This window comes from Rhizobium sp. 007 (assembly GCF_015353075.1).
Lineage (GTDB): Bacteria > Pseudomonadota > Alphaproteobacteria > Rhizobiales > Rhizobiaceae > Rhizobium.
In genome coordinates this window covers 823,189-845,326 of record NZ_CP064188.1, presented here as the reverse complement: position 1 = coordinate 845,326, position 22,138 = coordinate 823,189, and the positions used below count along the sequence as shown (strand labels likewise).

The 22,138-nt window shown below is 60.2% G+C and carries 21 protein-coding genes; 8 read left to right on the top strand and 13 right to left on the bottom strand.

The features are described 5' to 3' along the window. The first annotated feature begins 1,064 nt into the window (after positions 1-1,064). Positions 1,065-1,457: a cytochrome c family protein gene (locus tag ISN39_RS25175; RefSeq protein WP_074072222.1), complete on the top strand. Its 393-nt coding sequence runs from the start codon at positions 1,065-1,067 to the stop codon at positions 1,455-1,457. Positions 1,458-1,513: 56 nt separating this feature from the next. On the opposite strand, the gene rpe is transcribed toward ISN39_RS25175, so the two are convergent. The 8 genes from rpe to ISN39_RS25135 are packed head-to-tail and all read right to left on the bottom strand — an operon-like array spanning position 1,514 to position 10,143. Then, the gene (gene rpe, locus ISN39_RS25170; protein WP_194730908.1) at positions 1,514-2,203 is read right to left on the bottom strand and encodes a ribulose-phosphate 3-epimerase; all 690 of its coding nucleotides are present in this window, start codon (positions 2,201-2,203) and stop codon (positions 1,514-1,516) included. Continuing rightward, complete coding sequence (cbbX, locus tag ISN39_RS25165; RefSeq protein ID WP_246763426.1) at positions 2,200-3,138, bottom strand: CbbX protein; 939 nt, start codon at positions 3,136-3,138, stop codon at positions 2,200-2,202. The genes rpe and cbbX overlap by 4 nt, the downstream gene beginning before the upstream one ends. Next, complete coding sequence (locus ISN39_RS25160; protein ID WP_194730907.1) at positions 3,131-3,550, bottom strand: ribulose bisphosphate carboxylase small subunit; 420 nt, start codon at positions 3,548-3,550, stop codon at positions 3,131-3,133. The genes cbbX and ISN39_RS25160 overlap by 8 nt, the downstream gene beginning before the upstream one ends. A 10-nt stretch (positions 3,551-3,560) precedes the next feature. Next, positions 3,561-5,021 carry a form I ribulose bisphosphate carboxylase large subunit gene (locus ISN39_RS25155; RefSeq protein ID WP_022716099.1) on the bottom strand — a complete coding sequence of 487 codons (1,461 nt, stop codon included), beginning with the start codon at positions 5,019-5,021 and terminating at the stop codon, positions 3,561-3,563. A 34-nt stretch (positions 5,022-5,055) separates the two neighbouring features. After that, entirely contained in the window at positions 5,056-6,135 is a 1,080-nt protein-coding gene (gene fba, locus ISN39_RS25150) for a class II fructose-bisphosphate aldolase (RefSeq protein ID WP_194730906.1), read from the bottom strand. 47 nt (positions 6,136-6,182) lie between these two features. Further along, a complete protein-coding gene (tkt, locus tag ISN39_RS25145) occupies positions 6,183-8,195 on the bottom strand; it encodes a transketolase (RefSeq protein ID WP_194730905.1) in 2,013 nt (670 codons plus the stop codon). Between the two features lie 11 nt (positions 8,196-8,206). Continuing rightward, positions 8,207-9,079, bottom strand: a complete 873-nt coding sequence (locus tag ISN39_RS25140) for a phosphoribulokinase (RefSeq protein ID WP_194730904.1) — start codon at positions 9,077-9,079, stop codon at positions 8,207-8,209. Between the two features lie 14 nt (positions 9,080-9,093). Next, positions 9,094-10,143 (bottom strand): class 1 fructose-bisphosphatase, encoded by a 1,050-nt coding sequence (locus ISN39_RS25135; protein WP_194730903.1) that lies wholly within the window; start codon positions 10,141-10,143, stop codon positions 9,094-9,096. A gap of 117 nt (positions 10,144-10,260) precedes the next feature. Between ISN39_RS25135 and ISN39_RS25130 the strand changes: the two genes are divergently transcribed. Beyond that, positions 10,261-11,205 carry a LysR family transcriptional regulator gene (locus ISN39_RS25130; protein ID WP_194730902.1) on the top strand — a complete coding sequence of 315 codons (945 nt, stop codon included), beginning with the start codon at positions 10,261-10,263 and terminating at the stop codon, positions 11,203-11,205. A gap of 36 nt (positions 11,206-11,241) precedes the next feature. On the opposite strand, the gene ISN39_RS25125 is transcribed toward ISN39_RS25130, so the two are convergent. The 5 genes from ISN39_RS25125 to ISN39_RS25105 all read right to left on the bottom strand — a co-directional run bounded on the left by ISN39_RS25125 (position 11,242) and on the right by ISN39_RS25105 (position 16,134). Then, positions 11,242-12,054 carry a formylmethanofuran dehydrogenase subunit C gene (locus ISN39_RS25125; RefSeq protein WP_194730901.1) on the bottom strand — a complete coding sequence of 271 codons (813 nt, stop codon included), beginning with the start codon at positions 12,052-12,054 and terminating at the stop codon, positions 11,242-11,244. Continuing rightward, the gene (gene fhcD, locus ISN39_RS25120) at positions 12,051-12,959 is read right to left on the bottom strand and encodes a formylmethanofuran--tetrahydromethanopterin N-formyltransferase (RefSeq protein ID WP_194730900.1); all 909 of its coding nucleotides are present in this window, start codon (positions 12,957-12,959) and stop codon (positions 12,051-12,053) included. The genes ISN39_RS25125 and fhcD overlap by 4 nt, the downstream gene beginning before the upstream one ends. Next, positions 12,947-14,578, bottom strand: a complete 1,632-nt coding sequence (locus tag ISN39_RS25115; protein WP_194730899.1) for a formylmethanofuran dehydrogenase subunit A — start codon at positions 14,576-14,578, stop codon at positions 12,947-12,949. The genes fhcD and ISN39_RS25115 overlap by 13 nt, the downstream gene beginning before the upstream one ends. Further along, entirely contained in the window at positions 14,575-15,660 is a 1,086-nt protein-coding gene (locus ISN39_RS25110) for a tungsten formylmethanofuran dehydrogenase (RefSeq protein ID WP_194730898.1), read from the bottom strand. Before ISN39_RS25110 ends, ISN39_RS25115 begins: the two co-directional genes overlap by 4 nt. Positions 15,661-15,741: 81 nt before the next feature. Further along, positions 15,742-16,134 (bottom strand): 4a-hydroxytetrahydrobiopterin dehydratase, encoded by a 393-nt coding sequence (locus ISN39_RS25105; protein WP_194730897.1) that lies wholly within the window; start codon positions 16,132-16,134, stop codon positions 15,742-15,744. A gap of 114 nt (positions 16,135-16,248) precedes the next feature. On the opposite strand from ISN39_RS25105, the gene ISN39_RS25100 reads away from it, so the two are divergent. The 6 genes from ISN39_RS25100 to ISN39_RS25075 are packed head-to-tail and all read left to right on the top strand — an operon-like array spanning position 16,249 to position 21,987. After that, positions 16,249-17,232 (top strand): beta-ribofuranosylaminobenzene 5'-phosphate synthase family protein, encoded by a 984-nt coding sequence (locus tag ISN39_RS25100; RefSeq protein ID WP_074072235.1) that lies wholly within the window; start codon positions 16,249-16,251, stop codon positions 17,230-17,232. Positions 17,233-17,244: 12 nt separating this feature from the next. Continuing rightward, complete coding sequence (locus ISN39_RS25095) at positions 17,245-18,141, top strand: NAD(P)-dependent methylenetetrahydromethanopterin dehydrogenase (protein WP_194730896.1); 897 nt, start codon at positions 17,245-17,247, stop codon at positions 18,139-18,141. Further along, positions 18,119-19,246, top strand: a complete 1,128-nt coding sequence (locus ISN39_RS25090; RefSeq protein WP_246763425.1) for an ATP-grasp domain-containing protein — start codon at positions 18,119-18,121, stop codon at positions 19,244-19,246. The genes ISN39_RS25095 and ISN39_RS25090 overlap by 23 nt, the downstream gene beginning before the upstream one ends. Further along, positions 19,243-20,202: a methenyltetrahydromethanopterin cyclohydrolase gene (gene mch / locus ISN39_RS25085; protein WP_194730895.1), complete on the top strand. Its 960-nt coding sequence runs from the start codon at positions 19,243-19,245 to the stop codon at positions 20,200-20,202. The genes ISN39_RS25090 and mch overlap by 4 nt, the downstream gene beginning before the upstream one ends. After that, positions 20,195-21,127 carry a RimK family alpha-L-glutamate ligase gene (locus ISN39_RS25080; RefSeq protein ID WP_246763424.1) on the top strand — a complete coding sequence of 311 codons (933 nt, stop codon included), beginning with the start codon at positions 20,195-20,197 and terminating at the stop codon, positions 21,125-21,127. Before mch ends, ISN39_RS25080 begins: the two co-directional genes overlap by 8 nt. Beyond that, positions 21,124-21,987: a triphosphoribosyl-dephospho-CoA synthase gene (locus ISN39_RS25075; protein WP_194730894.1), complete on the top strand. Its 864-nt coding sequence runs from the start codon at positions 21,124-21,126 to the stop codon at positions 21,985-21,987. Before ISN39_RS25080 ends, ISN39_RS25075 begins: the two co-directional genes overlap by 4 nt. Positions 21,988-22,138 lie beyond the last annotated feature (151 nt).

The following is a 22,138-nucleotide window of genomic DNA, read 5'->3' as shown; positions in this document are numbered from 1 at the left end:
TTCTGTCCTCCTTTGAGAAGGCTAGGGTGTGGCGGCCTTCGATCAGCAGCCCCCTAATAAAGACCGCTGAAGAACGGACCATGCGCTCTTCCCTTTCTCAATACAACTGAATTCGGTGAAGGCGCGATGGCGAAGCGGGGACATGAAACTGGCGGCGAGAAAACGTCGATCCGATCGGTCAGCATCACTGCCTCGTGAAAACCTCGCTATCAGCACACGCGTCGGGAGCGACGGGTGAGGAAGTCGCTGTTCGCTCGCCTCAAGGGAGACGAGGCGAACAACTGATCGAGGATCTAGCATGCGAGGTTTTGAGTGAGGCCAGGCTCACATATTCTCAGCCGTCCTCCAGGAAGAGCCGAAAAACCACCGATGCGCAACCCTTCTCCTCCCGCAGCTGCAGGCTTCTATGCATGATCCAGGCCCGAAAGGAGCCCTCCTCTGCGCGGCGTTTGTTGCGCCTTTCCAGCGGATGCCCGCATCGCGGCCGATCGTCGGATTTCCCTCTTAGATCTCTGTACCCTTCGGTGGATATTCGCACCGCCATCGCACGACGCGCAAGTTCGGATGCTCCTCCGACCACCTGGCAATCTGAGGAGGCGCCTGGGCCATGCAGGCCATCAAGCTTCCCCTGTTTTCGAAATGAAGATGTTCATCCCGGCAGATCGAAGGCCTGTCCGCAATACAAATTGTCAAGACGAGTTCGATAAATAACATGTCGCACCTTTCGACCAACGAGGCCGCGCCGCAGCAATTTTTTCTCTCAGGCGCAGCAGCCGCGACCGCCAACCAGCCGCGCCCCGCGGTGCTGGAAGAGGTAAGGGCATGAAGAGGCTAAGAGCTTCGCCCCGGCCCGTCAATCGCGACGTTCGTCCCGCGCGATCGATGAGGGTTCAATGGCCAATCAAAGGGTTGACTTACATTCCCTGGCGGGTAACTTTTTTGCCGGATCGCAAGTCTGCCGTCACCGTACGGAAGGCCATACGATCCAAAATGGCTGGCGCCGGTGGAGGAACAGCAGCGCCTGCCTTCGTCAAAGGGCACCCTTGGCGAAATGAGGAAATATCATGAACTATCATATCCTTCTGATCGGTGTATCAGTTGCGATCTTTTCTGCCTGCGGGGTCAATGCTCAAGACGGAGATGCCAACGCAGGCGCAACGGTGTTCAACAAGTGCAAGATCTGTCACAGTGCCGACACTGACCAGAACAAGGTAGGCCCGTCTTTGAACGGAGTGATCGGCAGGGCTGCCGGCTCGCATCCCGGGTTCTCTTATTCCAAGGCAATGACCGATGCGGGCAAGGCCGGCCTGAAGTGGGACGAGGCATCGTTGCGCGACTACCTCCACAATCCGAAGGCGAAGGTGAAGGGCACCAAGATGGCTTTTGCTGGCCTGAAGGACGATGCCGACATCGCCAATCTCCTCGCCTATCTCGTGCAATTCCAGAAGAAGCAATAAAGGAGAAGACCGCCGGCAGTCGCCGGCGGTCTCATCATCCCCTTGGCTTGCTCGGCTTACGCTGCCTGCTGCGCTAGCGCCTTGTCTGCCTGTCGGCGGATCGCTTGGATATTGCCCGCATAGGCCGACGCGTCATTGCCTGCGAATATGGCCGAGCCCGAAACCAGGACGTCGGCACCGGCAGCAGCGATCAGCGGCGCGGTTTCGGCCGTAATGCCGCCATCGACTTCGACATGGATCGGACGATAACCGATCAACGCGGCCACGCGGCGCACCTTTTCGGCGACCGCCGGAATGAAGGCCTGACCGCCGAAGCCGGGATTGACGGTCATCAGCAGGACGAGGTCCAGCCGGTCGAGCACGTATTCGATCACGCTTTCGGGCGTCGACGGATTGAGCGCGACGCCTGCCTTCTTGCCGAGATTGCGGATCGCCTGAAGCGTTCGGTCGAGGTGGGGCCCGGCCTCCGCATGGACCGTAATGTAATCGCAGCCGGCATCGGCGAAGGCGGCGAGATAGGGATCGACCGGCGCAATCATGAGATGACAGTCGAACACTGCGTCCGTCCGGTTGCGGATCGATTTGACGACCGGCGGCCCGAAGGTGATGTTGGGCACGAAATGACCATCCATGACATCGAGATGGATCCAGTCTGCGCCCGCCTTGACGACCTCCTCCACCTCATCACCCAACCGGGAAAAATCTGCCGAAAGGATGGAGGGGGCAATGATCGATTTGCGGCTCATGACCTGGCCTCCTCTTGTCTTGCTGCGCTATTGAAGACGCGACTGGCCTGGATGTCTTCGGCAACGATGGTGGACAGCACCTTGGCATCAATCGGGCCGGCGGAAGTCTCGAACAGCCGGTTTGCCTGACGCAGGCGCGCGCGATCGAGGGCGTTGCGGATGGAGCGCGCATTGGCAAAATGCGGTTGGCGGCGCCGAAGGGCGATATATTCTTCCATGGCGGCCCGGGCCTTGACGTCGAAGCGGTAGTTCTGCTTGGTAAGCGTCGCCTCGGCGATCCGCAGGAGTTCGTCGTCGGTGTAATCCGGAAAGTCTATATGATGAGCGATACGCGAACGAAAGCCTGGATTGCTTTCGAAGAAGCGCTCCATCCGGTCGGCATAACCGGCCAGTATGACGACGAAATCCTCACGCTGGTGCTCCATGACCTGCAGGAGGATCTCGATCGCTTCCTGGCCGTAGTCGCGCTCGTTTTCCTGCCTGTAGAGATAATAGGCCTCGTCGATGAAGAGGACACCACCCATCGCCTTTTTCAGGATCTCCTTCGTCTTCGGCGCCGTGTGGCCGATATATTGCCCCACCAAGTCGTCGCGCGTCACCGATACCAGATGCCCCTTTCGGATATAGCCGAGGCGATGGAGCAGATCGGCCATGCGCAATGCGACAGTCGTTTTCCCAGTCCCGGGATTGCCGCTGAAGCTCATGTGCAACGTTGGCGTTTCATGAGCGAGTCCGAGACGCTTGCGCGCGCGTTCGACCAATAGCAGGGCCGCGGTCTCCTTGATTCGCTGCTTGACCGGTGCAAGGCCGATGAGGGAATTGTCCAGCTCGTCGAGGAGCTCCTTGACGCCGGACTCGACATATTCCGCCCGCAGATCGATGGCTGATGGCTCCTCGCCATCGATCTTAGGCCTCATGGGGACCGCATCAGCCATAACGTTCTCCCGCCGGCCGGTCTGCCGCATAAGAACGTGTGGTGTATTGGAGCCGTCTGCCGGCCGCCTCCTGCCGCTCAAGCCGGAATCCCGGCTCTTCCGGGGGACGATTGACGATGAAGGAGAGGCGAACGGACTCCCATCCGTGGCTACTGTCGAAGGCGACGAGCCGGATATAGCGGTCGCCATAGACCTTCCGGCACTCGTTCAGCTCCATTATCAGCGCGGCTGCGTCCGCATTGTCGAACATCGGATGACCCCACATGTCCCAATAGGTATTGCGGGGATGGGGATCATCGGTGAACTCGAGGCTCGTCGCCCAGCCCTTGTCGATGCAGTATTGCGCCTGCCGGGCGATCTGCTCGTCCGTCAGCGGCGGCAGGAACGAGAATGCTCCCTGGGTGATATGCATGTGAGGTCTCCTATTCTGCTGCTGTGGCCGTCGGCACGAAATCCGGCGTGTCGGTCGAGGTGTAGTTGAAGGTCACGTCCTTCCAGACGTCGAGGGCCTGCTGCAATGGCTGGCAGTGGCGCGCCGCCTCGCGCAGGATCTCCGGTCCCTCGTGCACGATGTCCCTCCCCTCGTTGCGGGCGAGCACCATGCATTCGAGCGCAACGCGGTTGGCCGTGGCGCCGGCGGCAATGCCCATCGGATGCCCAATGGTGCCGCCGCCGAACTGCAGCACGACATCTTCACCAAGAAGGTCCAGGAGCTGATGCATCTGCCCTGCGTGGATGCCGCCGGAAGCAACGGGCATCATGCGGTTGAGAGAGGCCCAATCCTGGTCGAAGAAGATGCCGTTCTCCAAACGCATCGGATTGAAGCCTTCGCGGCAGACGTCGTAGTAGCCGCGTGTCGTTGCGGGATCGCCTTCCAGCTTGCCGACAACGGTTCCGGCGTGAATGTGGTCGACGCCTGCAAGCCGCATCCACTTGGCGATCACCCGAAAGGACACGCCATGTGTCTTCTGGCGCGTATAGGTCGAGTGCCCGGCGCGATGAAGATGCAAGATCATGTCATTGCGACGCGCCCATTTTGCCATGGATTGGATCGCCGTGTAGCCGATGACGAGGTCGATCATGACGATGACCGATCCAAGCTCCCTGGCAAATTCAGCCCGCTCGTACATGTCCTCCATGGTGGCTGCCGTGACGTTCAAATATGTTCCCTTGATTTCGCCGGTCTCGGCCTGGGCCTTGTTGACCGCCTCCATGCAGTAGAGGAAACGTTCGCGCCAATGCATGAAAGGCTGCGAATTGATGTTCTCGTCATCCTTTGTGAAGTCCAACCCGCCCTTCAGCGCTTCATAGACCACGCGACCGTAGTTGCGCCCCGAAAGGCCAAGCTTCGGTTTCACGGTCGCGCCAAGCAGCGGGCGACCGAACTTGTCCAAGCGCTCGCGCTCGACGACGATGCCGGTCGCAGGCCCCTGGAAAGTCTTCACATAGGCGACCGGAAACCGCATGTCCTCCAATCGCAATGCTTTCAGCGGCTTGAAGCCGAAGACGTTGCCGATGATCGATGCGCTCATGTTGGCAATCGAGCCTGGCTCGAACAGGTCGAGGTCATAGGCGATATAGGCGAAATACTGGCCTTGCGCATTCGGCACCGGATCGAGCCTGTAGGCCTTTGCGCGATATTTCTCGGTTGCCGTCAGCCGGTCGGTCCACACGACCGTCCAGGTGGCGGTGGAGGATTCGCCCGCGACGGCCGCGGCAGCCTCGACTGGATCGACGCCGTCCTGCGGCGTGATGCGGAAGAGCGCGATGATGTCGGTATCCTTCGGCTCGTAATCAGGCTCCCAGTAGCCCATTTTCTTGTATTCCATCACGCCAGCTCTGTAGCGTTCCGCACCTGTGACGGTTTGCGATTTATTGGCCATGACTTGGTCCTCTCGTTGTCTTCTGTATCGCCGATCAGGCGGCTTTGGCTGCTGTGGTTTTCGGATCGAGTTCGCCCGCGGCATAGCGTCTCGCCATCTCATCTAAGGCAATGACCTTGATCCTTGAGGCGTTGCCCGCCGTGCCGAAACGTTCGAAGCGGTCAAGGCAGAGATTGCGCAAGGCATCCATTGCAGGTTTCAGGAATTTTCGCGGATCGAATTCCTCCGGATGCTCTGCGGCGATCTTACGAAACTGCCCCGCCATCGCCATGCGACAGTCGGTATCGATGTTGACCTTGCGGACCCCATGGCGAATGCCGCGCTCGATCTCCTCGACGGGCACGCCGTAGGTCTGCGGCATTCGTCCTCCGAAGCGGTTGATGACGTCCTGCATTTCCTGCGGGACCGAGGATGAGCCGTGCATGACGAGATGCGTGTTCGGCAGCTTGAGGTGAATTGCCCGGATGACGCTCATCGCCAGAATATCGCCGTCCGGCGCCCGGGTGAACTTGTAGGCGCCATGAGACGTGCCGCAGGCGATCGCCAGCGCATCGACACCGGTGCGCGCGACGAAATCGACGGCCTGGTCAGGGTCCGTCAGAAGCTGCTCATGTGATAGAGCACCTTCAGCGCCATGACCGTCCTCGGCAGCTCCGGTGCCGCTCTCCAGCGAACCGAGAACACCCAGCTCCCCTTCGACCGACACGCCCAGCCAATGGGCAATGCGCGTGACCCGTTCGGTGATTGCGACATTATACTCATAAGACGAAGGTGTTTTGGCATCCGCTTCGAGAGAGCCATCCATCATCACCGAGGTGAAGCCGTGGCGTATCGCCGTCATGCAGGTCGCTTCGTCGCTGCCATGGTCCTGATGGACGCAGATGGGAATGGCCGGATAAATCTCCGAAAGCGCCTCGATCATGCGCGCCAGCATGATGTCCTTTGCATAGGCACGGGCACCCTTGGAGGCCTGAAGAATAACGGGAGCGTCACAGGCGGCAGCAGCCTCCATAACCGCAAGGCCCTGCTCCATATTGTTGATATTGAAGGCGGGAACGCCATAACCGTATTCCGCTGCATGATCGAGCAGCTGGCGTAATGCGATGCGGGCCATCAGCCTGCTCCTTTCACGTTGAACTGTCCGGCCGGCCTGATCAGACCTCAGGCCGCAAGTCTCAGCGCCGCCTCCACGACGGCCCCGGGGGTGATGCCGAAATGGTCATAGAGTGCGGCGGCAGGAGCGCTGGCACCGAAGCCCTCCATGCCGATGAAAATGCCACCGTCTCCAAGGTATCGGTCCCAACCGAGACGCGCCGCCGCTTCGATGCCGATCCGCGGACGAGTTCCGAGCACTGCCTCGCGGTATTCGGACGGTTGTTGTTCGAATAGCTCCCAGCACGGCATGGACACCACCCTCGCCCCGATGCCGTGTGCAGCTGAAAGCATATCGGCAGCAACGCAGGCAATTTCGACCTCGGAACCGGTCGCGAGGAGCGTGACGGGTGATGGTTCCGAGGTCGCGCGCAGGATGTAGGCTCCGCGCGCAGAACGGTTTTCTTCGCTATTGGCCGGGCGACACATCGGCAGGTTCTGCCGCGACAGCACAATCAGGCTCGGACGATTGCGGTCCTTGAGGGCCTGTTCCCAGCATTCGGCCGTCTCGACGATGTCGCACGGACGATAGACGTTCAGGTTGGGTGTCGCGCGCAGCATTGCCAGATGCTCGATCGGCTGATGGGTCGGCCCGTCTTCTCCAAGGCCGATCGAGTCATGCGTCATGACGTAGATAACCTGCTGCCCCATGAGTGCCGAGAGGCGGATGGCGCCGCGCGCGTAGTCGGAGAAGGCGAGAAAGGTGCCGCCATAGGGAATGAACCCGCCATGCAGGGCAAGGCCGTTCATCGCAGCCGCCATTGCGTGTTCGCGGATGCCATAATGGATATAGCGGCCGGCGTAGCTTCCCGGCTTGATCGGCTCCATTCCCGCGGTCAGTGTCAGGTTGGAATGGGTCAGGTCCGCCGAGCCGCCGATCGTCAAATCCGTCGCGGCGTTGATGATGCCAAGAACCATTTCGGAGGCCTTGCGCGTGGCGACCTTGGTCGCCTTGGCCTGATGCGTTCGACGAAACTCGGCAAGATCATCGAAGAGTGATGTGTCGATCTCACGGTCTACGGTTCTCAGGAAGGCGGCGCCTTCGGGAGCTGAAGCAACGCGGTTGAGCCACTTGACCCGCTCGGCTGCCCCGCGTGCGGCAGCATCGCTCCAGCGCTCCAAAATAGCCTCAGGAACCTCAAAGGGCGCCGCTCTCCATTTCAAGGCGTGTCTTGCCGCGGCGACTTCGGCTTCGCCGAGCGGCGCGCCATGCGTCTTCTCCGACCCCTGAAGATTTGGCGCGCCCTTGCCGATGATGGTACGGCAGGAAATGAGCGACGGCTTGTTCGAAACCCTTGCCCGGGAAATCGCCCGGCCGATCGCATCGAAATCGTGCCCGTCGATCTCCTGAACGTCGAAGCCCGCCGCGTGGAAGCGTGCGAGCTGGTTCATCGAGGTCGAGAGGCTGGTGGGACCGTCGATCGAGATGGAATTGTTGTCCCAGAACACGATCAGCCGCGACAGCTTCAAATGGCCGGCAAGGTCGATCGCTTCATGGCTGATGCCCTCCTGCAGGCATCCGTCACCGGCAATGACATAGGTATAGTGATCAACGAGCCCGTCGCCATAGCGTGCATTGGTCACGCGCTCGGCAAGCGCCATGCCGACCGCCGTTGCGATACCCTGGCCCAATGGACCCGTGGTCGTCTCGATGCCCAGGGCGTGACCGTACTCGGGATGCCCGGCAGTCCTGGCGCCAAGCTGGCGGAACCGCTGCAGCTCCTCAACCGTCATATCCTCATAGCCGATCAGGTAGTGAAGCGCATATTGCAGCATCGAACCGTGGCCGGCCGAAAGAACGAAGCGATCACGATCGGGCCAATCGGGGTGCGAGGGATCGATCTTGATGAAGCGGTTGAACAGCACCGTTGCGACGTCGGCCATGCCCATCGGCATGCCAGGATGGCCGGAATTGGCCTTTTGAACGCCATCCATGGCAAGCGCCCTGATGGCATCGGCCATGTCTTGTTCCGTTACGATAGCGGGTTCGATAATGCCCTGCGGCTGGAGTTGCGTGTTCATCGCTTTCATCCTCATGAGGCGCGGTTTTTGCGTTCGATCAGTTGCATGATCAGGGGTGTCAGGATCAGCTGCATGGCGAGATCGAGCTTGTTTCCCGGCACCACGATGGAATTGGCGCGCGACATGAACGAGTCGTGGATCATCGACAGCAGATAGGGGAAATCGATGCCGCGCGGTCTCGCGAAGCGGATGACGAGCATCGATTCGTCAGGCGTCGGGATCCAGCGCGCGATGAACGGGTTGGAGGTGTCGACGATCGGCACCCGCTGGAAGTTGATATCGGTCAGTGTGAACTGCGGCGTGATGTAGCGTACATAGTCGGGCATGCGCCGCAAGATGACGTCCATGACCGCTTCCGTGGAATAGCCGCGCGCTTCGCGATCACGGTGGATCTTCTGGATCCATTCGAGATTGATGACGGGCACGACGCCGATCTTCAGGTCGGCGTGACGGGCGAGATTGACCTTGTCCGTCACCGCGCAGCCGTGCAGCCCTTCATAAAAGAGCAGGTCGCTTTTCGGAAAATCGCGCCATGGCGTGAAGCTGCCCGGCGGGACGTCAAAGCGCGCGGCCTCCTGTTCATCGTGGATATAGGTCCTTGTGTGGCCCGTGCCGCTGCGACCATATTCGTCGAAAACGGCTTCGAGCGTCTCTAGTTCGTTGGCATCTGCGTTGAAATGGGTGAAGTTTGGATTGCCGTTCCGTTCCTCCTCGGCCACCTTTTCCTTCATGGCCTGCCGGTCGTAGCGGTGAAATGCGTCTCCCTCGATGAAGGCCGCTTCGATTTTCTCGCGCCTGAAGATCTGCTCGAAAATCCGCTTGACCGACGTGGTTCCGGCGCCCGACGATCCGGTAATCGAAATGATGGGATGCCTTGCCGACATGTCTTGTTCTCCGATCAGGCCCTGAAGAGACCGCGATTGCTGAAGAGCGGCGCTCGCTCGGCAATATTGCTCGGCTCGGTGTGGTAGCGCCCAATGCGCATGACCTCCCGCGCCGAGCCGAAGACCAGCGGAACGCGCTGGTGCAGTGACGTGGGCGTGAGGTCCAGAATACGGCTGATCGTGTCGGTGGCGGCTCCGCCGGCCTGCTCAATAAGGAAAGCGATGGGATTGGCCTCGTAGACCAGCCGCAGCCGGCCCTCGCCATAGCCCCTGCGCGTGTCGCCGGGATAGAGATAAACGCCGCCGCGCATAAGGATGCGATAGGCATCGGCGGCAACGGCCGCGATCCACCGCATGTTGAATTCCTTTTCACGCGGCCCTTCCGTCCCCTTCAGGCAATCATCGACATAAAGTCTGACGGCCTCGTCCCAATGACGATAGTTGGAGGCATTGATCGCGAATTCCTGGGTCCGCGGTGGAACGACCACGCTTTCGTGGGCTTGTATGAATACGCCGCCACCCGAGGAAAAGACGAAGACGTGGGTGCCGCTGCCGAGGCTGAGAACCAGCGCAAGCTGCGGGCCGTAGATGAAAAAGCCGGCGGCGAGCTGGGCGTCTCCTCGTTGGAAGAAGGAGGCGTTAGGCTCGCCGACCGGATCACCAGCCGCTGGGAGGATGGAGAAGATCGTCCCGATGCAGACGTTTATGTCGATGTTCGAGGAGCCGTCCAACGGATCGATGGCGACTGCAAGCGGAGCTTTCGGATCGAGGAGCGCTGCGTCTTCGAGTTCCTCGGAGGCGTAGAGGCAGACAGGCGCCTCTCGCATCGCGTCGATGAAGAGGGCATCGGCCAGGACGTCGAGATCCTTTGTTATGTCGCCGCCTGGACCAACATGGCCGCGTTCTCTGGAAAAGGCCTTGCCGGGCGCACCCTGATTGATCGTGCTGTAGAGCGTGACCGCAGCGGCAGCCAGCTGCCGGATCGTGACGGCGGCAGCTTCGCAATGCGGGCGACCACTGCCGATATGGGAATTCAAAAAGGCGTCTAGCGTCGACGAAGTCATAGCCTACCTCCCCGCCCGCTCCTCACTGCCCGGGCATGGCAACATCGAAACAGGAATTTCGAGTTAAGTAAAATTTATTGTATTTACTAGTTAGCTAAAAAAAATTAAGCTAACCTGATGAAGAACCTGACGCTTCGACATTTGCGTGCAACGCAGGAGATCGCGCGGCACGGAACGATCGTGCGGGCCGCCAATGCGCTCGGCCTCACCCCCTCGGCCGTCACCATCCAGCTCAAGCAGATTGAGGAGGATGCCGGCATCATCCTTTTCGACCGGACAAATGACGGAATCCGCCCAACGGCGGCGGGCCTTGCTTTCATCGATGCCGCCCAGATGATCGAGGAAAGGCTGCGCCAGCTGGACGACGAAGTCGATGCAATCAAGGGCGTGCGCACCGGCACCCTCGCCCTCGGCGTCGTCTCGACCGCAAAATACTTCGCGCCGAACATGATGGCGACCTTCCGCAAGAGCCATCCCGGGATCGCCGTTTCGCTCGCCATCGGCAACCGGGCAGAAATCATTACAAAGCTTAAAAACCATGACGTCGACATCGCCCTGATGGGCCGTCCGCCCAAGGACATGCCGTTGCACTCGGTGGGATTCGGCGACCATCCGCTGGTGATGGTCGCACCGCCCGACCATCCCTTGGCAGGGAAACGGGACATCACCAAAGAGGAGATCGCAAAGGAACGTTTTCTCGTCCGAGAACCCGGTTCGGGCACGCGCATATCGCTGGAAATCTTCCTCGGCGAGATTCCTGGCAGGCTCGATGATCTGGGAACCGAGATGTCGTCGAACGAGACGATCAAACAGGCCGTCATGGCGGGCCTTGGCATCGCTTTCATTTCGGCCCATACCATCGCCATGGAACTGGAGTTCGGCAAACTCGTCACCCTCGACGTCATCGGCATGCCGATCCGCAGGCAATGGTTTTCGGTAACACGGACGGACAGAACCGTCTCCCCGGCGATGAGTGCCTTTCAGGTGTTCCTGCGTGAGCGGGGAGCCCAATGCCTGCCCTTCTTCGACAAGCTTTATCCGATGTTGCAGCAATCCGATTGAAGATCTTCGGCCGATCTTAAACCGGACGGCCACGGCTCAACCTCGCGGAAACATGATTTCGCCCTTGCCCAAGACCGCATTGTCGCCGCCGAAACGGAAAGGTTTTGCGCCGAGCAGCGGCCGGTCAAGGATCTTGTCTTCCATCAGATAGCGGTCGAACAGTGCCGGAAAGACGATTTCGACGCGGCCGCAATCGATGAACGTCGGCGAAAGCGCCGCTGGTCGCCGGTCGAACAGAAGCGAGCCGCGCTTCATCAAGTGGCCGGGATAAAGACCGACGCGTCCGATCGCAACGATCGTCCCGGCGGTCATGCCGAGACCGGCGTAATCGCCGCATCCTTTCAAAAGCGCGATGATGCCTCGCCGCATCTTCTCGCCGGGGCGATGGCCGGCCTTGCCGCCAACAATCACGAGGCCGCCCGTCATGCCGTGGATCTCTCCCGCCATCGGCCCGCCAAGGCCATCGCCTGCATCACCGGCGATCTCGATGCGCCCGTTCCTCATCCCCGATCCCGCCTGCAAACCGGCCTTTCCTTCGATGTTCAGGAGGCCGCCAGCCATGCGGCGACCGGCGCGGGCGCCGACATCGCCCTCGACGCGGATCTGTCCCGTCGTCATCTCCGCTCCGACGAGGTCGAAGCGCCCGCTGCCGCCTGAAAACACGATGTTCGAGATATCCCTGCCCGCCACCTTGAAAACATCGCCCACCGTGGCGGGACGCCGGCTCGTTCCAATCGGCAATCTGGCGATGTCGGCAGGCTGCATGCCGTTGAGCTTTTGGGGCGTCAAGCCGGATAGATCGAGCCTTTCATCCGGTTCGGAGCGAAGGGTGAAGGTCAGCGGCTTCATGGCAGGAGATCCCTCAGATGATAATGGAACTTGCCGAGTTTGCCGCCATAGTTTCCCGCGCTGATGCGCAAAGCGCCGCGCCTCGGCCCGAAATTGATGACCGCCTTCAGCCCGGCTCGCATCGCCGCAGCCACCGCCTCGCTCGTCTCCCCGTCGATGACGATTTCAAGGATTGCATTGATGTCGGGACCGAGCGCACTCTTGGTCACCCCCCGTAGTGTGGGCGCATAGGCATCGTTGGTCGAAGCCATCATGCCCTTGTACTTGCCGCCGATTTTCGAGCCGGAGCGCACGATGCCGCCGGGGAAAGGCATGATTGCGCCGGGAACCTTCTCAATCGCCGCCACGGCGCGCTCGGCGGCCGCCAGCGCCTTTCCGCCGTCTGTGGCGAGCAGGAAGAGGTTTCCGCCGCCAACCGCCTCTTTCGTCAAACCGGCCTTCGCCTCGCACAGAAATTCGCCATCCATGACCGGCACCCGCCAATAATGCTTGCCGCCGAACTTCTTGGAGATCTGCCATCCGTCGCCGAAATAGCGCAGGGATGATCCGAGATCGAGCCAGGCGCTGCCTTCGAGCCCGGAAAAACAGGCGCTGCCGGGCGAGGTCAGAACACATTGACCGAGCCTGGTTTTCAACTGCTTCTGCAGCTCGTCCGTCCCCATCGCAAAGATCATCACGCGGCAGCCCGGACGCCCATCCGGCGTCTCGGACGCCGGAATATCGATGTCGATCGCCGCCTCGCAACCACAGCCGATGACGGAGGTCGCAAAGCCCGTCATGGTGGTCGCCGCCTGCCGCGCCCACTTCAGGCTCGGCGCGGTGATGATGATTGCGGTCGCACGCATGCCGAATGCCTCGGCAAACGTGTCGTCGATCTCAATGCCGTTGCGGATCAGCTCTTGCATGCGACCTCCGCAAAAGGGTTTTCGCGACAAATCGCTGAATCCGGAAAGGTGAACCAGTCGAGCGACAGCCCGTAGCGATCTTCGTGATAGGCTTGCATGCGCTTGGTGATGCTCTTGTCGGGCGGCAAATTGAGGTGCACCGTCTTTCCCCAACGATAGTGCGTGACGACGCCGTCCTCGACGACCAGGTCGCCGTTCTTGAACACCAGAGCCGCATCGCGGTACATCCTTTGGACATCCTGCCCTTTCCGGTAGACGGCGATATCCGCGATTGCACCGGGGCCGAGGTGCCCACGGTCATCGAGGCCAAGCAGCCTCGCCGGCGCTGCTCGCGTCATGACCGCAACCTCCTCAAGCGTATATTCGCGGGAGATCGAGGCGAGTGTGGTAAGCTCCAGCGCGGAGCGGTCGAGCTCGTCCATCTTGGCATTGCGGACATCGCGGCGCATCAGCAACTCGAACAATTCGGGATAGGCCGTGAAGGGGGCGCCGTTCGGATGGTCGGTGGTGAAGAAAACCCGCCATGGGTCGTTGATCAGCAAGAACAGCTCGAGCCCCACCGCCCATTGCAGCGAACCATAGTAGTCCTTGCGATAGCGATAGGGGACAATGCCGCCGCCGTTTCCGTCGCCGTCGAAGAGAATGGACTTTTTCGGACTTGCCGTTCGCATTCCGGAATACTGCCTTATGACGTCGGATGAGATTGTCACCGTCTGGCCGAACATCACCTGGCCGACGTCGATCGTCACGTTTTCCGTGCTGTTGACCAGATCGGCAAGACGGGCAGCCTCGGAGGAAAAGCCGCGTTTGCCTTCGGTGCCGTAACCATAAAACTGCAGGTGCGCGAGATGGATTGGTTGGCCTTGCGCCGCGCGAATTGTCTCAGCAGCCGTTGCGGCGTTTCCGGCGATGCCAAGGTTATTGGCGTGGACATGGAGAGGGTGAGGAATTCCCAGACGGCCGACGGCCGACTGCAGCGTCTCGACGATCTTGCGGGAAGTGACGCCGTAGGATGGCACGACGTCGTCGAAGGCGAAGCTGCGGATGTTTTCCTTGAAGGCGGCTGCTGCGCCTGCATTGATCACCTTCACGCCGAGCGATCTTGCCGTCGACACGGTCCAACCCACGTAATCGTCGATCATCGTCGAGGAGGCGTTGTCCCTGATCATCGACAGAAGGAAATCGTCATTGCCGAGGATTGCAAGCGTTGCCTTGTCGATGATCGGGATGTCGGCAAGCTCCATATGGGTATGAAGCGCGTTCGAAGGCGACATGGCGGGCTCCACCACGGTGGTAAAACCCATCTGAGCGTAAAGGCATCCCGTGTTGAAGGTAGACCACCCGGCGTTTGCAAGCGGCGTGTGCAACGGCCGTTTGAGGTGCGCGGCATGTTGTTCGGGCAACAGAAGTCGGGCCGTATTGACGTTTCCCCCGCCGATATGCGAGTGGATGTCTATTGCACCGGCCATGACGAGGCAGCCGGAAACGTCATAGGTTTTGTCGGCCCTCTTTGAGACCGGCTTTTCGATGATGACGCCATCCTTGATCCAGACGTCGCGATTGCCGGTCGGACCATTGACCGGATCCACCACTTCCCCACCTGCAAGACGGATCATCATGATGGCAAACCCTCTTCCTGCAGGGCATGCTCGAGTTGCCCGACGATTGCATAAACGCTGGGGAGAGCGGAAGGCGCCGTTGCGGCAACGGATCTTAGGGTTCCGATGCGGCTCGAATAGACCACGCCGTCATGGTCAAGACCAGCCTTGCCGATACGAATGGTGACCAACGCGCCGGCGGCGGGCCGTTCACTCCTCACCAGCGCGACCGTGGGCACTTGGCTGCGTTTCGGCGGACGCGCCTCGTCACGCTCCGATACCCACAAATGCAGATCCGCCTCCTTATCTGCAATCATCCGCTCGATGTCGCAAAGCCACGGGTCATGGATGGGTGAGCCGGTCGAAAAGCCTGTACGCGGCGGAAAGCCCGTCATCCAGGTCGATGCCAAGACCATGCCCCAGGCGTCGTCGTCGGACGGCAGGAAAAGAGCCGTCGCCCGCCGGGCTCTGTTGATGTCTGCCAGCATGCCTTGCAGCATCGCCAGACTGGCCGGGTCGTTGAGATGGGAGAAGACGAAGACGGGAAAACGCGCGCTCGCCATTTCGCTTAAGAAAGTATCGATATTGGCGAGAGGGGCGGATGTTTTTCTTCCAGCCAGCATCGCCCTGAGGCTTCCGAGCACGGCATCGATGGGAAAATCGGACGAGCCCACTTCGATCGCCTTCAAACGCCGCAGAGGCTCGCTGGCGGCGGCCGGCGCCTTGCCTTTGATCTGAAGCCAACGCCTTCGGCTTGACGACGAAAGATCCGCCGCCGTTGACGCAAGCGATAAAAGCAGATCGTGATGAGCCGCTGCAATGTCGCCCACGATGATGATGAGGTCGGCGCGGCGCCGCACTTCCGTCGCCGTTGCAAAGAAACCGCCGATATCCGTGTGAAGTGCCACTTCCTGAAGAAGGTTTCGGCCATTCACGTGGTCATAGGTCGCCCCGACCCGCTCCGCCAGCGCAATCAGGCTGCGGGAGCCATGGACATCCGATTCAATGGAAAATACCGGGCAGCGGCTCTTTGCCAGAAGCTTTGCCACCTGCTCAATTGCATCTGGCAAAGGAACTGTTTGGCTGCCGATCCATGCAACCATCACACTCCGAAACTTTCTGGTGCCCCCGTGAATTTATCTGTTCTTCGTCAAATGTGAAGTCCATCCGACGAAAAATGCAGCTCAGCTATCATATTTCAGGTAAGCAAATCGCTGATCGGCATTGGGCGTGCCTTCGAGAGCACCGTCCGCCTTGCCCGGCTGCCATTGGACGACGTCCTCAATTTTTTTGGCGAGTTCGAAATCCTTGTCGGTCACGCCTTTGGCGGCATGGTTCATCAACAACACCTCCACCCACGCATAGGATGCCTTGAGATCGGGATGGTGCCAGGCCGCCTCTGCCAGGTGTCCAACCGTGTTGATGACCATCAGGGTGGATTTCCAATTGTGCGTTTTGTATCTGCGGCGAATCCAGCCGTTTTCGTAGCGCCAATGCGGAAGCTCCGCCTGCAGCTTCGAAACGATTTCGTCCTCGGAATAAACGCGCTCCCGTTTCCGTTCCGTCTCCTCGCTCATCGCGGCTGCTCCTTTGGTTCTTTTCTCCCGGTTTGTCACCCAGACTTGCGCTGGTAGTAAAATACGATAACATAACTCAGGGCCCGATTATCAAAAAGTTCAGAAATAGAACCGATGTCGGACTCCGTCTCCATTCAAGTTCCTGGACGCTTGCACCTCGGATTCCTGGACATCCCTGGCAAGGACAGCTCGCGTTTCGGCAGTATCGGTTTGCCGCTGGACGGCATATCGACGCGGCTGGAGGTCTCGCGGGCAGCCGAGACCAGCGTCCATGGACCCGAGAGTGCCCGGCTTTTTGCTCACCTTACGGCCCTGCGGTCTCGTCTCAAGCTTTCAGGCCATCACCGGGTGATGGTTCGAGAGACAATCCCGGCCCATGCCGGGTTGGGGTCTGGAACCCAGCTGGCGCTCGCCGTTTCCGCAGCGCTTCGAAGCTTGCATGATTTGCCGTTCCACATCCGCGAAGATGCGGCCTTCCTGGGGCGCGGCGCACGATCGGGAATCGGCATTGCGGCCTTCGAGGAAGGCGGTCTTATCTTCGATGCGGGCAAGGCCAGGGACGATCTGACCCCGACCGTCATTTCCCGCATTCCGTTTCCGAGCGAGTGGCGCATCATTCTCGTTCTGGACAGCCTTGCCCACGGAATTCACGGGGACGCTGAAATCAAGGCATTCCGCGCGCTGGCGCCGTTTCCTGCAGCCGGCTCGGCTTCGATCTGCCGCCATGCGCTGATGGAGATCATGCCCGCCGCGTTCGAAAAGGACATTGCCACTTTCGGCAATGCGGTGACGGCAATCCAGCAAACGCTGGGCGATTATTTTGCACCGGCGCAAGGCGGCCGTTTTACCAGTCCGGCGGTCGAAAGGACGCTCGCAAGGCTTGCCGAATGCGGAGCCGTCGGCATCGGGCAAAGTTCCTGGGGACCGACCGGATTTGCCTTTGCTCCATCTCAGGCGGCTGCCGAGCGGATTGTCGCTTCTGCCGCGCTAATGGACACACAAACGACAATCCGCATCGTCGCCGGCAGAAATGAGGGGGCGCAGATCGCGCGAACGAGGGCACCGCAGCAATTCGAACTGGGTCGGGAAACATACTAGAAGGCGAGCCAAATGAGCCGGAAAACCATTCTCCATATGCTTACGCCATTGAGGCAGATGAGCCCGTTCGACGTCAATATGGCCCTTGATGCGGGCTATGACCATGTCGTTCCTTACACGGACGTGGCGCTCGCCGACATAGCCGGCCTTGTCCAGGATGCGGTCTTCTCACGTCCCCCGGATGCAGGCGTTGCCACCGGCATTTTTATTGCCGGGCGTGATACGATCCTGGCACTCGACATGATCGATGCCGCAAAGCAGGCAATGGTGCCCCCTTTTGAGGTTTCTGTCTTCGCCGATCCTGCCGGCTCGTTTACCACCGCCGCAGCGATGGTCGCCAGAGTCGAGAAAACACTTGGAAAACTGCACAATCGTGAGCTGGCGGGAACGAAAGTGAGCATTTTCGGCGCGACCGGCGTCGTCGGCTACTGCACCGCCGTGATCTCAGCCAAGGAGGGCGCAGACGTCACGCTGGTCGGTCACGACGGAATTGCGCGTGTCGAAGCCATCGCCGAGGCCATCAAGGCCCGCTTCGGCGTCACTGTGACAGCGGCGGACGGTTCGACGGAAGAAAGGAAGACGGAATTGTTGCGCCAGGCCGAAGTGGTGCTGGCCGCGGCCAAGGCTGGCGTCAAGGTGATCTCTGCCGAACAACTGCGCCAGGCGGCAAATCTGCTTGTTGCGGCAGATGTCAACGCCGTGCCGCCGGCAGGCATCGAGGGCCTGGCCGTCCATGCGAAAGCCGATACGCTCGGGGAAACCGCCGCAGTCGGCATCGGTCCGCTTTCTATCGGCAATGTCAAGTACAAGACCCAATCGGGGCTGTTCAAACAGATGATCGGCGCTGAAAAACCGGTAATTTATGATTTTCAGGATGCTTTTACCCTTGCCCGCAGCATCGAAAAATAGTCCTGCGATTCTGATCGCGGCCATTTCCGGCCGGTCACTTGCCGCAGCAGCGCGCCGTGCCGGCTATCGGCCGTTGGTGGCCGATCTGTTCTGCGATTGCGATACGGTCGCCCTTTCGGAGAGGACGGCGCGCCTGTCGGGCAGTATAAGCGAGGGAATAGACCGCGAGAAAATCATCGGCATATTGTCACGCCTTATGGGCGACGAGAAACCGGCCGCATTGGTCTACGGCTCCGGCTTCGAACGTCAGCCCGACGTCATCGACGCACTCGGTCGAGTGTTTCCGCTTGCCGGCAACAGCGCCGAAACCGTGCGGGCGATCAAGGACCCCGCCAACCTGTCCCAACTTTGTCGAAGCTTGGACATCCCGCATCCGGCGATCCAGTTCTCGTCACCAGAAAAACCGGAGGGCTGGCTCACGAAGCTTGGCGGCGGCTCGGGCGGGTCGCATGTCAGACCGGTCGCAACGATGCCTGCCGAGCCAGGCTACTATTATCAGCAGCGCATGTCCGGCCGCAGCATCTCGGCTCTTTTCCTGGCCCAAAATGGTGCCGCCCGCATCATCGGCGTCAGCCGGCAATGGTCTTCGCCTTCGCCAACGTCACCATTTCGTTATGGCGGGGCCGTCCGTCTCATGCGATTTGACCGGCAAAAGAAAATGCAAATCGGTTGCTGGCTCGACAAGCTGACGCGCCACTGCGGCCTTGTGGGTCTTTGCAGCGCCGATTTCATCGATGGGCCGGAGGGGCTTCATCTCATCGAAATCAACCCACGACCTGGCGCAACGCTGGATATCTTCGACACCGACAGCGCACCCCTCCTCATTGAGCATTTGCGCGCCGTGCGCGGGGAAAGGATCGACGTGCCAGTCTATCGCGGGGCTGCGGCCGCGGCGATTGCATACACGTCTCGTTCCATCTCCTGTTTCCCCGATGTCAAATGGCCGAACCTGACGGCCGACCATCAAAGGCCGGGTTCGGCGCTCAGCCCCGGCGATCCGGTTTGCACTGTCTTGGCGCATGCCCGATCCGCCTCCGCAGCAGAGCGCGCTGTCAAGCGCCGTGTCAACCAAGTAGCGCAGCATTGGAAGGAGGAATTCCAATGAAGAACGGAATGGCCCATCTCAACAGGAATGCGCAACGGATCATCGATCAGATCATTGCCGACGACGAAAGATTTGGCGTCGCATATGGCCGCGGCTCTCTTGGAGAACATCTCATCGACGCCGGCGCGGCAAGCCCCGGAGGCCTCGAAGTGGGTCTGCGGATGGCGGAAATCTGCATGGGTGGCCTGGGAACGGTCTCGATGGTGCTCGATCGTCATAACGAAAAGTGGCCGTTGAGCGTTACCGTCCATTCCTCCCAACCGGTTCTTGCCTGCCTCGGCAGCCAGTATGCGGGTTGGCGGCTTTCGCATGAGAAATATTTCGCCATGGGCTCGGGCCCTGCGCGTCTGCTGGCGCGCGTGGAGCCCCTTTTCGAGGAAATTACCTATAGCGAAACCGATGCTTCGACGTCAGTTCTTCTTCTTGAAACGGACAAGGCCCCGCCGCCAGCCGTTGTCGAAAGGGTATCAAAGGCGACAGGACTGGGCCCTGACGCTTTGACCTTCATCTACGCGCCAACGCAAAGTCTTGCAGGCTCCGTTCAGATTATCGGGCGCTCACTGGAGGTCGCTCTTCACAAGGCCCACAGCCTCAATTTTCCGTTGGACGCGATTGTCGACGGAACGGGATGCGCGCCGGTTCCAGCGCCTCATCCGGACTTCCTGCAGGCTATGGGGCGGACGAACGATGCCATCATCTATGGCGGATTGGTGCAGCTGTTCGTTCTAGGCAGCGCGGCAGACGCGCGCGCGCTCGCCGAAGAGCTGCCGAGCTGCAGGTCGCGCGACTACGGGCAGCCTTTTGCGGAAATCTTCGAGAAATTCAACGGCGACTTCTACGCGATTGATCCGCATCTCTTCAGCCCGGCCGAAGTGATCGTTACTGCTGTCGAGACAGGCGACACCTTCCGCGCCGGTGAATGGAACAGAGAGATGCTGGAGCAATCCCTTGGTTGAACAGACGGTGATTTCAGACAAAATTCTCATTCTTTCCGACAAACCAGACCGCCAGGTGAGACAGTTGCGTCGCGCCTTCGGAAAACTCGGCGCGGAGACGATCTTCTGCCCGCTTGCCGATATCGCGTTCGATACCCGGTATCCATCAGGCATTGCCATCCCGACGCTTGATGGAGCCCTTCCGGCCGGTGTGATCGTCCGCTCCATCTCCGGCGGCAGCTTCGAAGCGATCACACGCCGTCTCGGCATCTTGCACGCGCTGACCCAGCTTGGCGTGCCGGTCTGGAACTCCGCCAAAGCAATCGAGCGTTGTGTCGACAAATCGACGACGACGTTTCTTCTTGCGGCTGCCGGAGTGCCAACGCCGGAAACGTTCGCAGTGGAAGGTCCCGCCAATGCCAGGACCGTCGTTAAGCGCGAGGTGCCGCATGGCCTCCTGGTGCTGAAACCGCTCTTTGGATCGCAGGGACGCGGAATAAGGCTCATTCGTTCGATCGACGATCTGCCCGACCCGGACGAGGTCGACAATGTCTATTACCTGCAGCGCCTTGTACTGCGTGCCGGACCGCCCTATCGGGATTACCGGATATTCGTCAGCAATGGTGAAATTCTCGGCATGATGGGTCGTTGCGCCGACGGCTGGATCACCAATATCGCCCGCGGCGCGAAAGCCGAGCCGGTCGTCGGGCCGCTGCGCCCGAAGCTTGCCGAACTTGCGCTTGCCGCCGCCGCCGCTGTTGGAACCGACTTTGCGGGCATCGATATCGTACAGGGATGCGAAGGCAATCTTCTCGTACTGGAAGTCAACAGCATGCCGGCCTGGACCGGCTTGCAATCCGTTGTCCCCGTCCGCGTCGCCGATTGCATCGCTCAGGCAATGGTCGCGCTTCTCAGTCCGGACGTAAAGGAAAGGCCCGCAGCATGACGCTGACGCGGCAAGAGATCATGGCAGCCTACCTCGACGCCTGCCGTGCCGAGATCGATGCCTTGAAGCCGGGCAACGTGCACCGCTTCGCAGACGGCCACCGGATGACGGCGGATCAATTCCTCCAAAGTGCGGCCGTCAGTTCGCTATCGGTCACCGAACCGCTTCAATCGGTGGGTCAGCGTGTTCTTCGTGCGGTAACCGCCACCCGCGAAAGCGTGGGAACGAACACCAATCTCGGCATCCTCCTGCTTTGCGCGCCGCTTGCCAAGGCGGCCGAGAGCACGTCTTGGGATTTCCGCAAGGACCTCACGCAGACATTGGATGAAATGGATGCGGGCGATGCCCGCGACGTCTTCGCCGCAATCCGCCTCACCAACCCGGGAGGGCTCGGCAGCGCCGAAGAACATGACGTCAGAGACGAGCCGACGGTGTCTCTCGTCAACGCCATGGCCATGGCGGCCGACCGCGACATGATCGCCCGACAATATACGAACGGCTTTGACGACATCTTCAACGGCGGCCTGTCGGCGTGGAGAGAAGCGGCCGCCCGCGGCGAAGAGGACATGTGGCCGACAATCTTCGTCTATCTTTACTTCCTGTCCTCGTTTCCCGACAGTCATATCGGGCGCAAACACGGGACCGATCTCTCTGCCGAAATTGCGCAAGAGGCAGACACAATACGCCGTGTGGTGATGGACGAGACGCGCTTGCCGAGACGGGAAGAGATTCTGCTGGACTTCGACAGGCGGCTGAAGGACAGGGATATCAACCCCGGGACCTCCGCCGATCTCACGGTTGCGACGCTTTTTGTCTGCAACATGAAGTTCGGCTTGCATAATCGTAGCTTAGATGTTTGAATTTGGCCGGCGAATAAATCTTACTCGCTGCTATCTGGCCAACCGACCCAGTCAAGGGTGCTGCGAACAAGGATAGCTGTCCATCGAGCGTCGTGTCTCGTGTGGTACGGCTTCTTTGGACGAAACTTTTTGACCATACGGTACAAGGGAG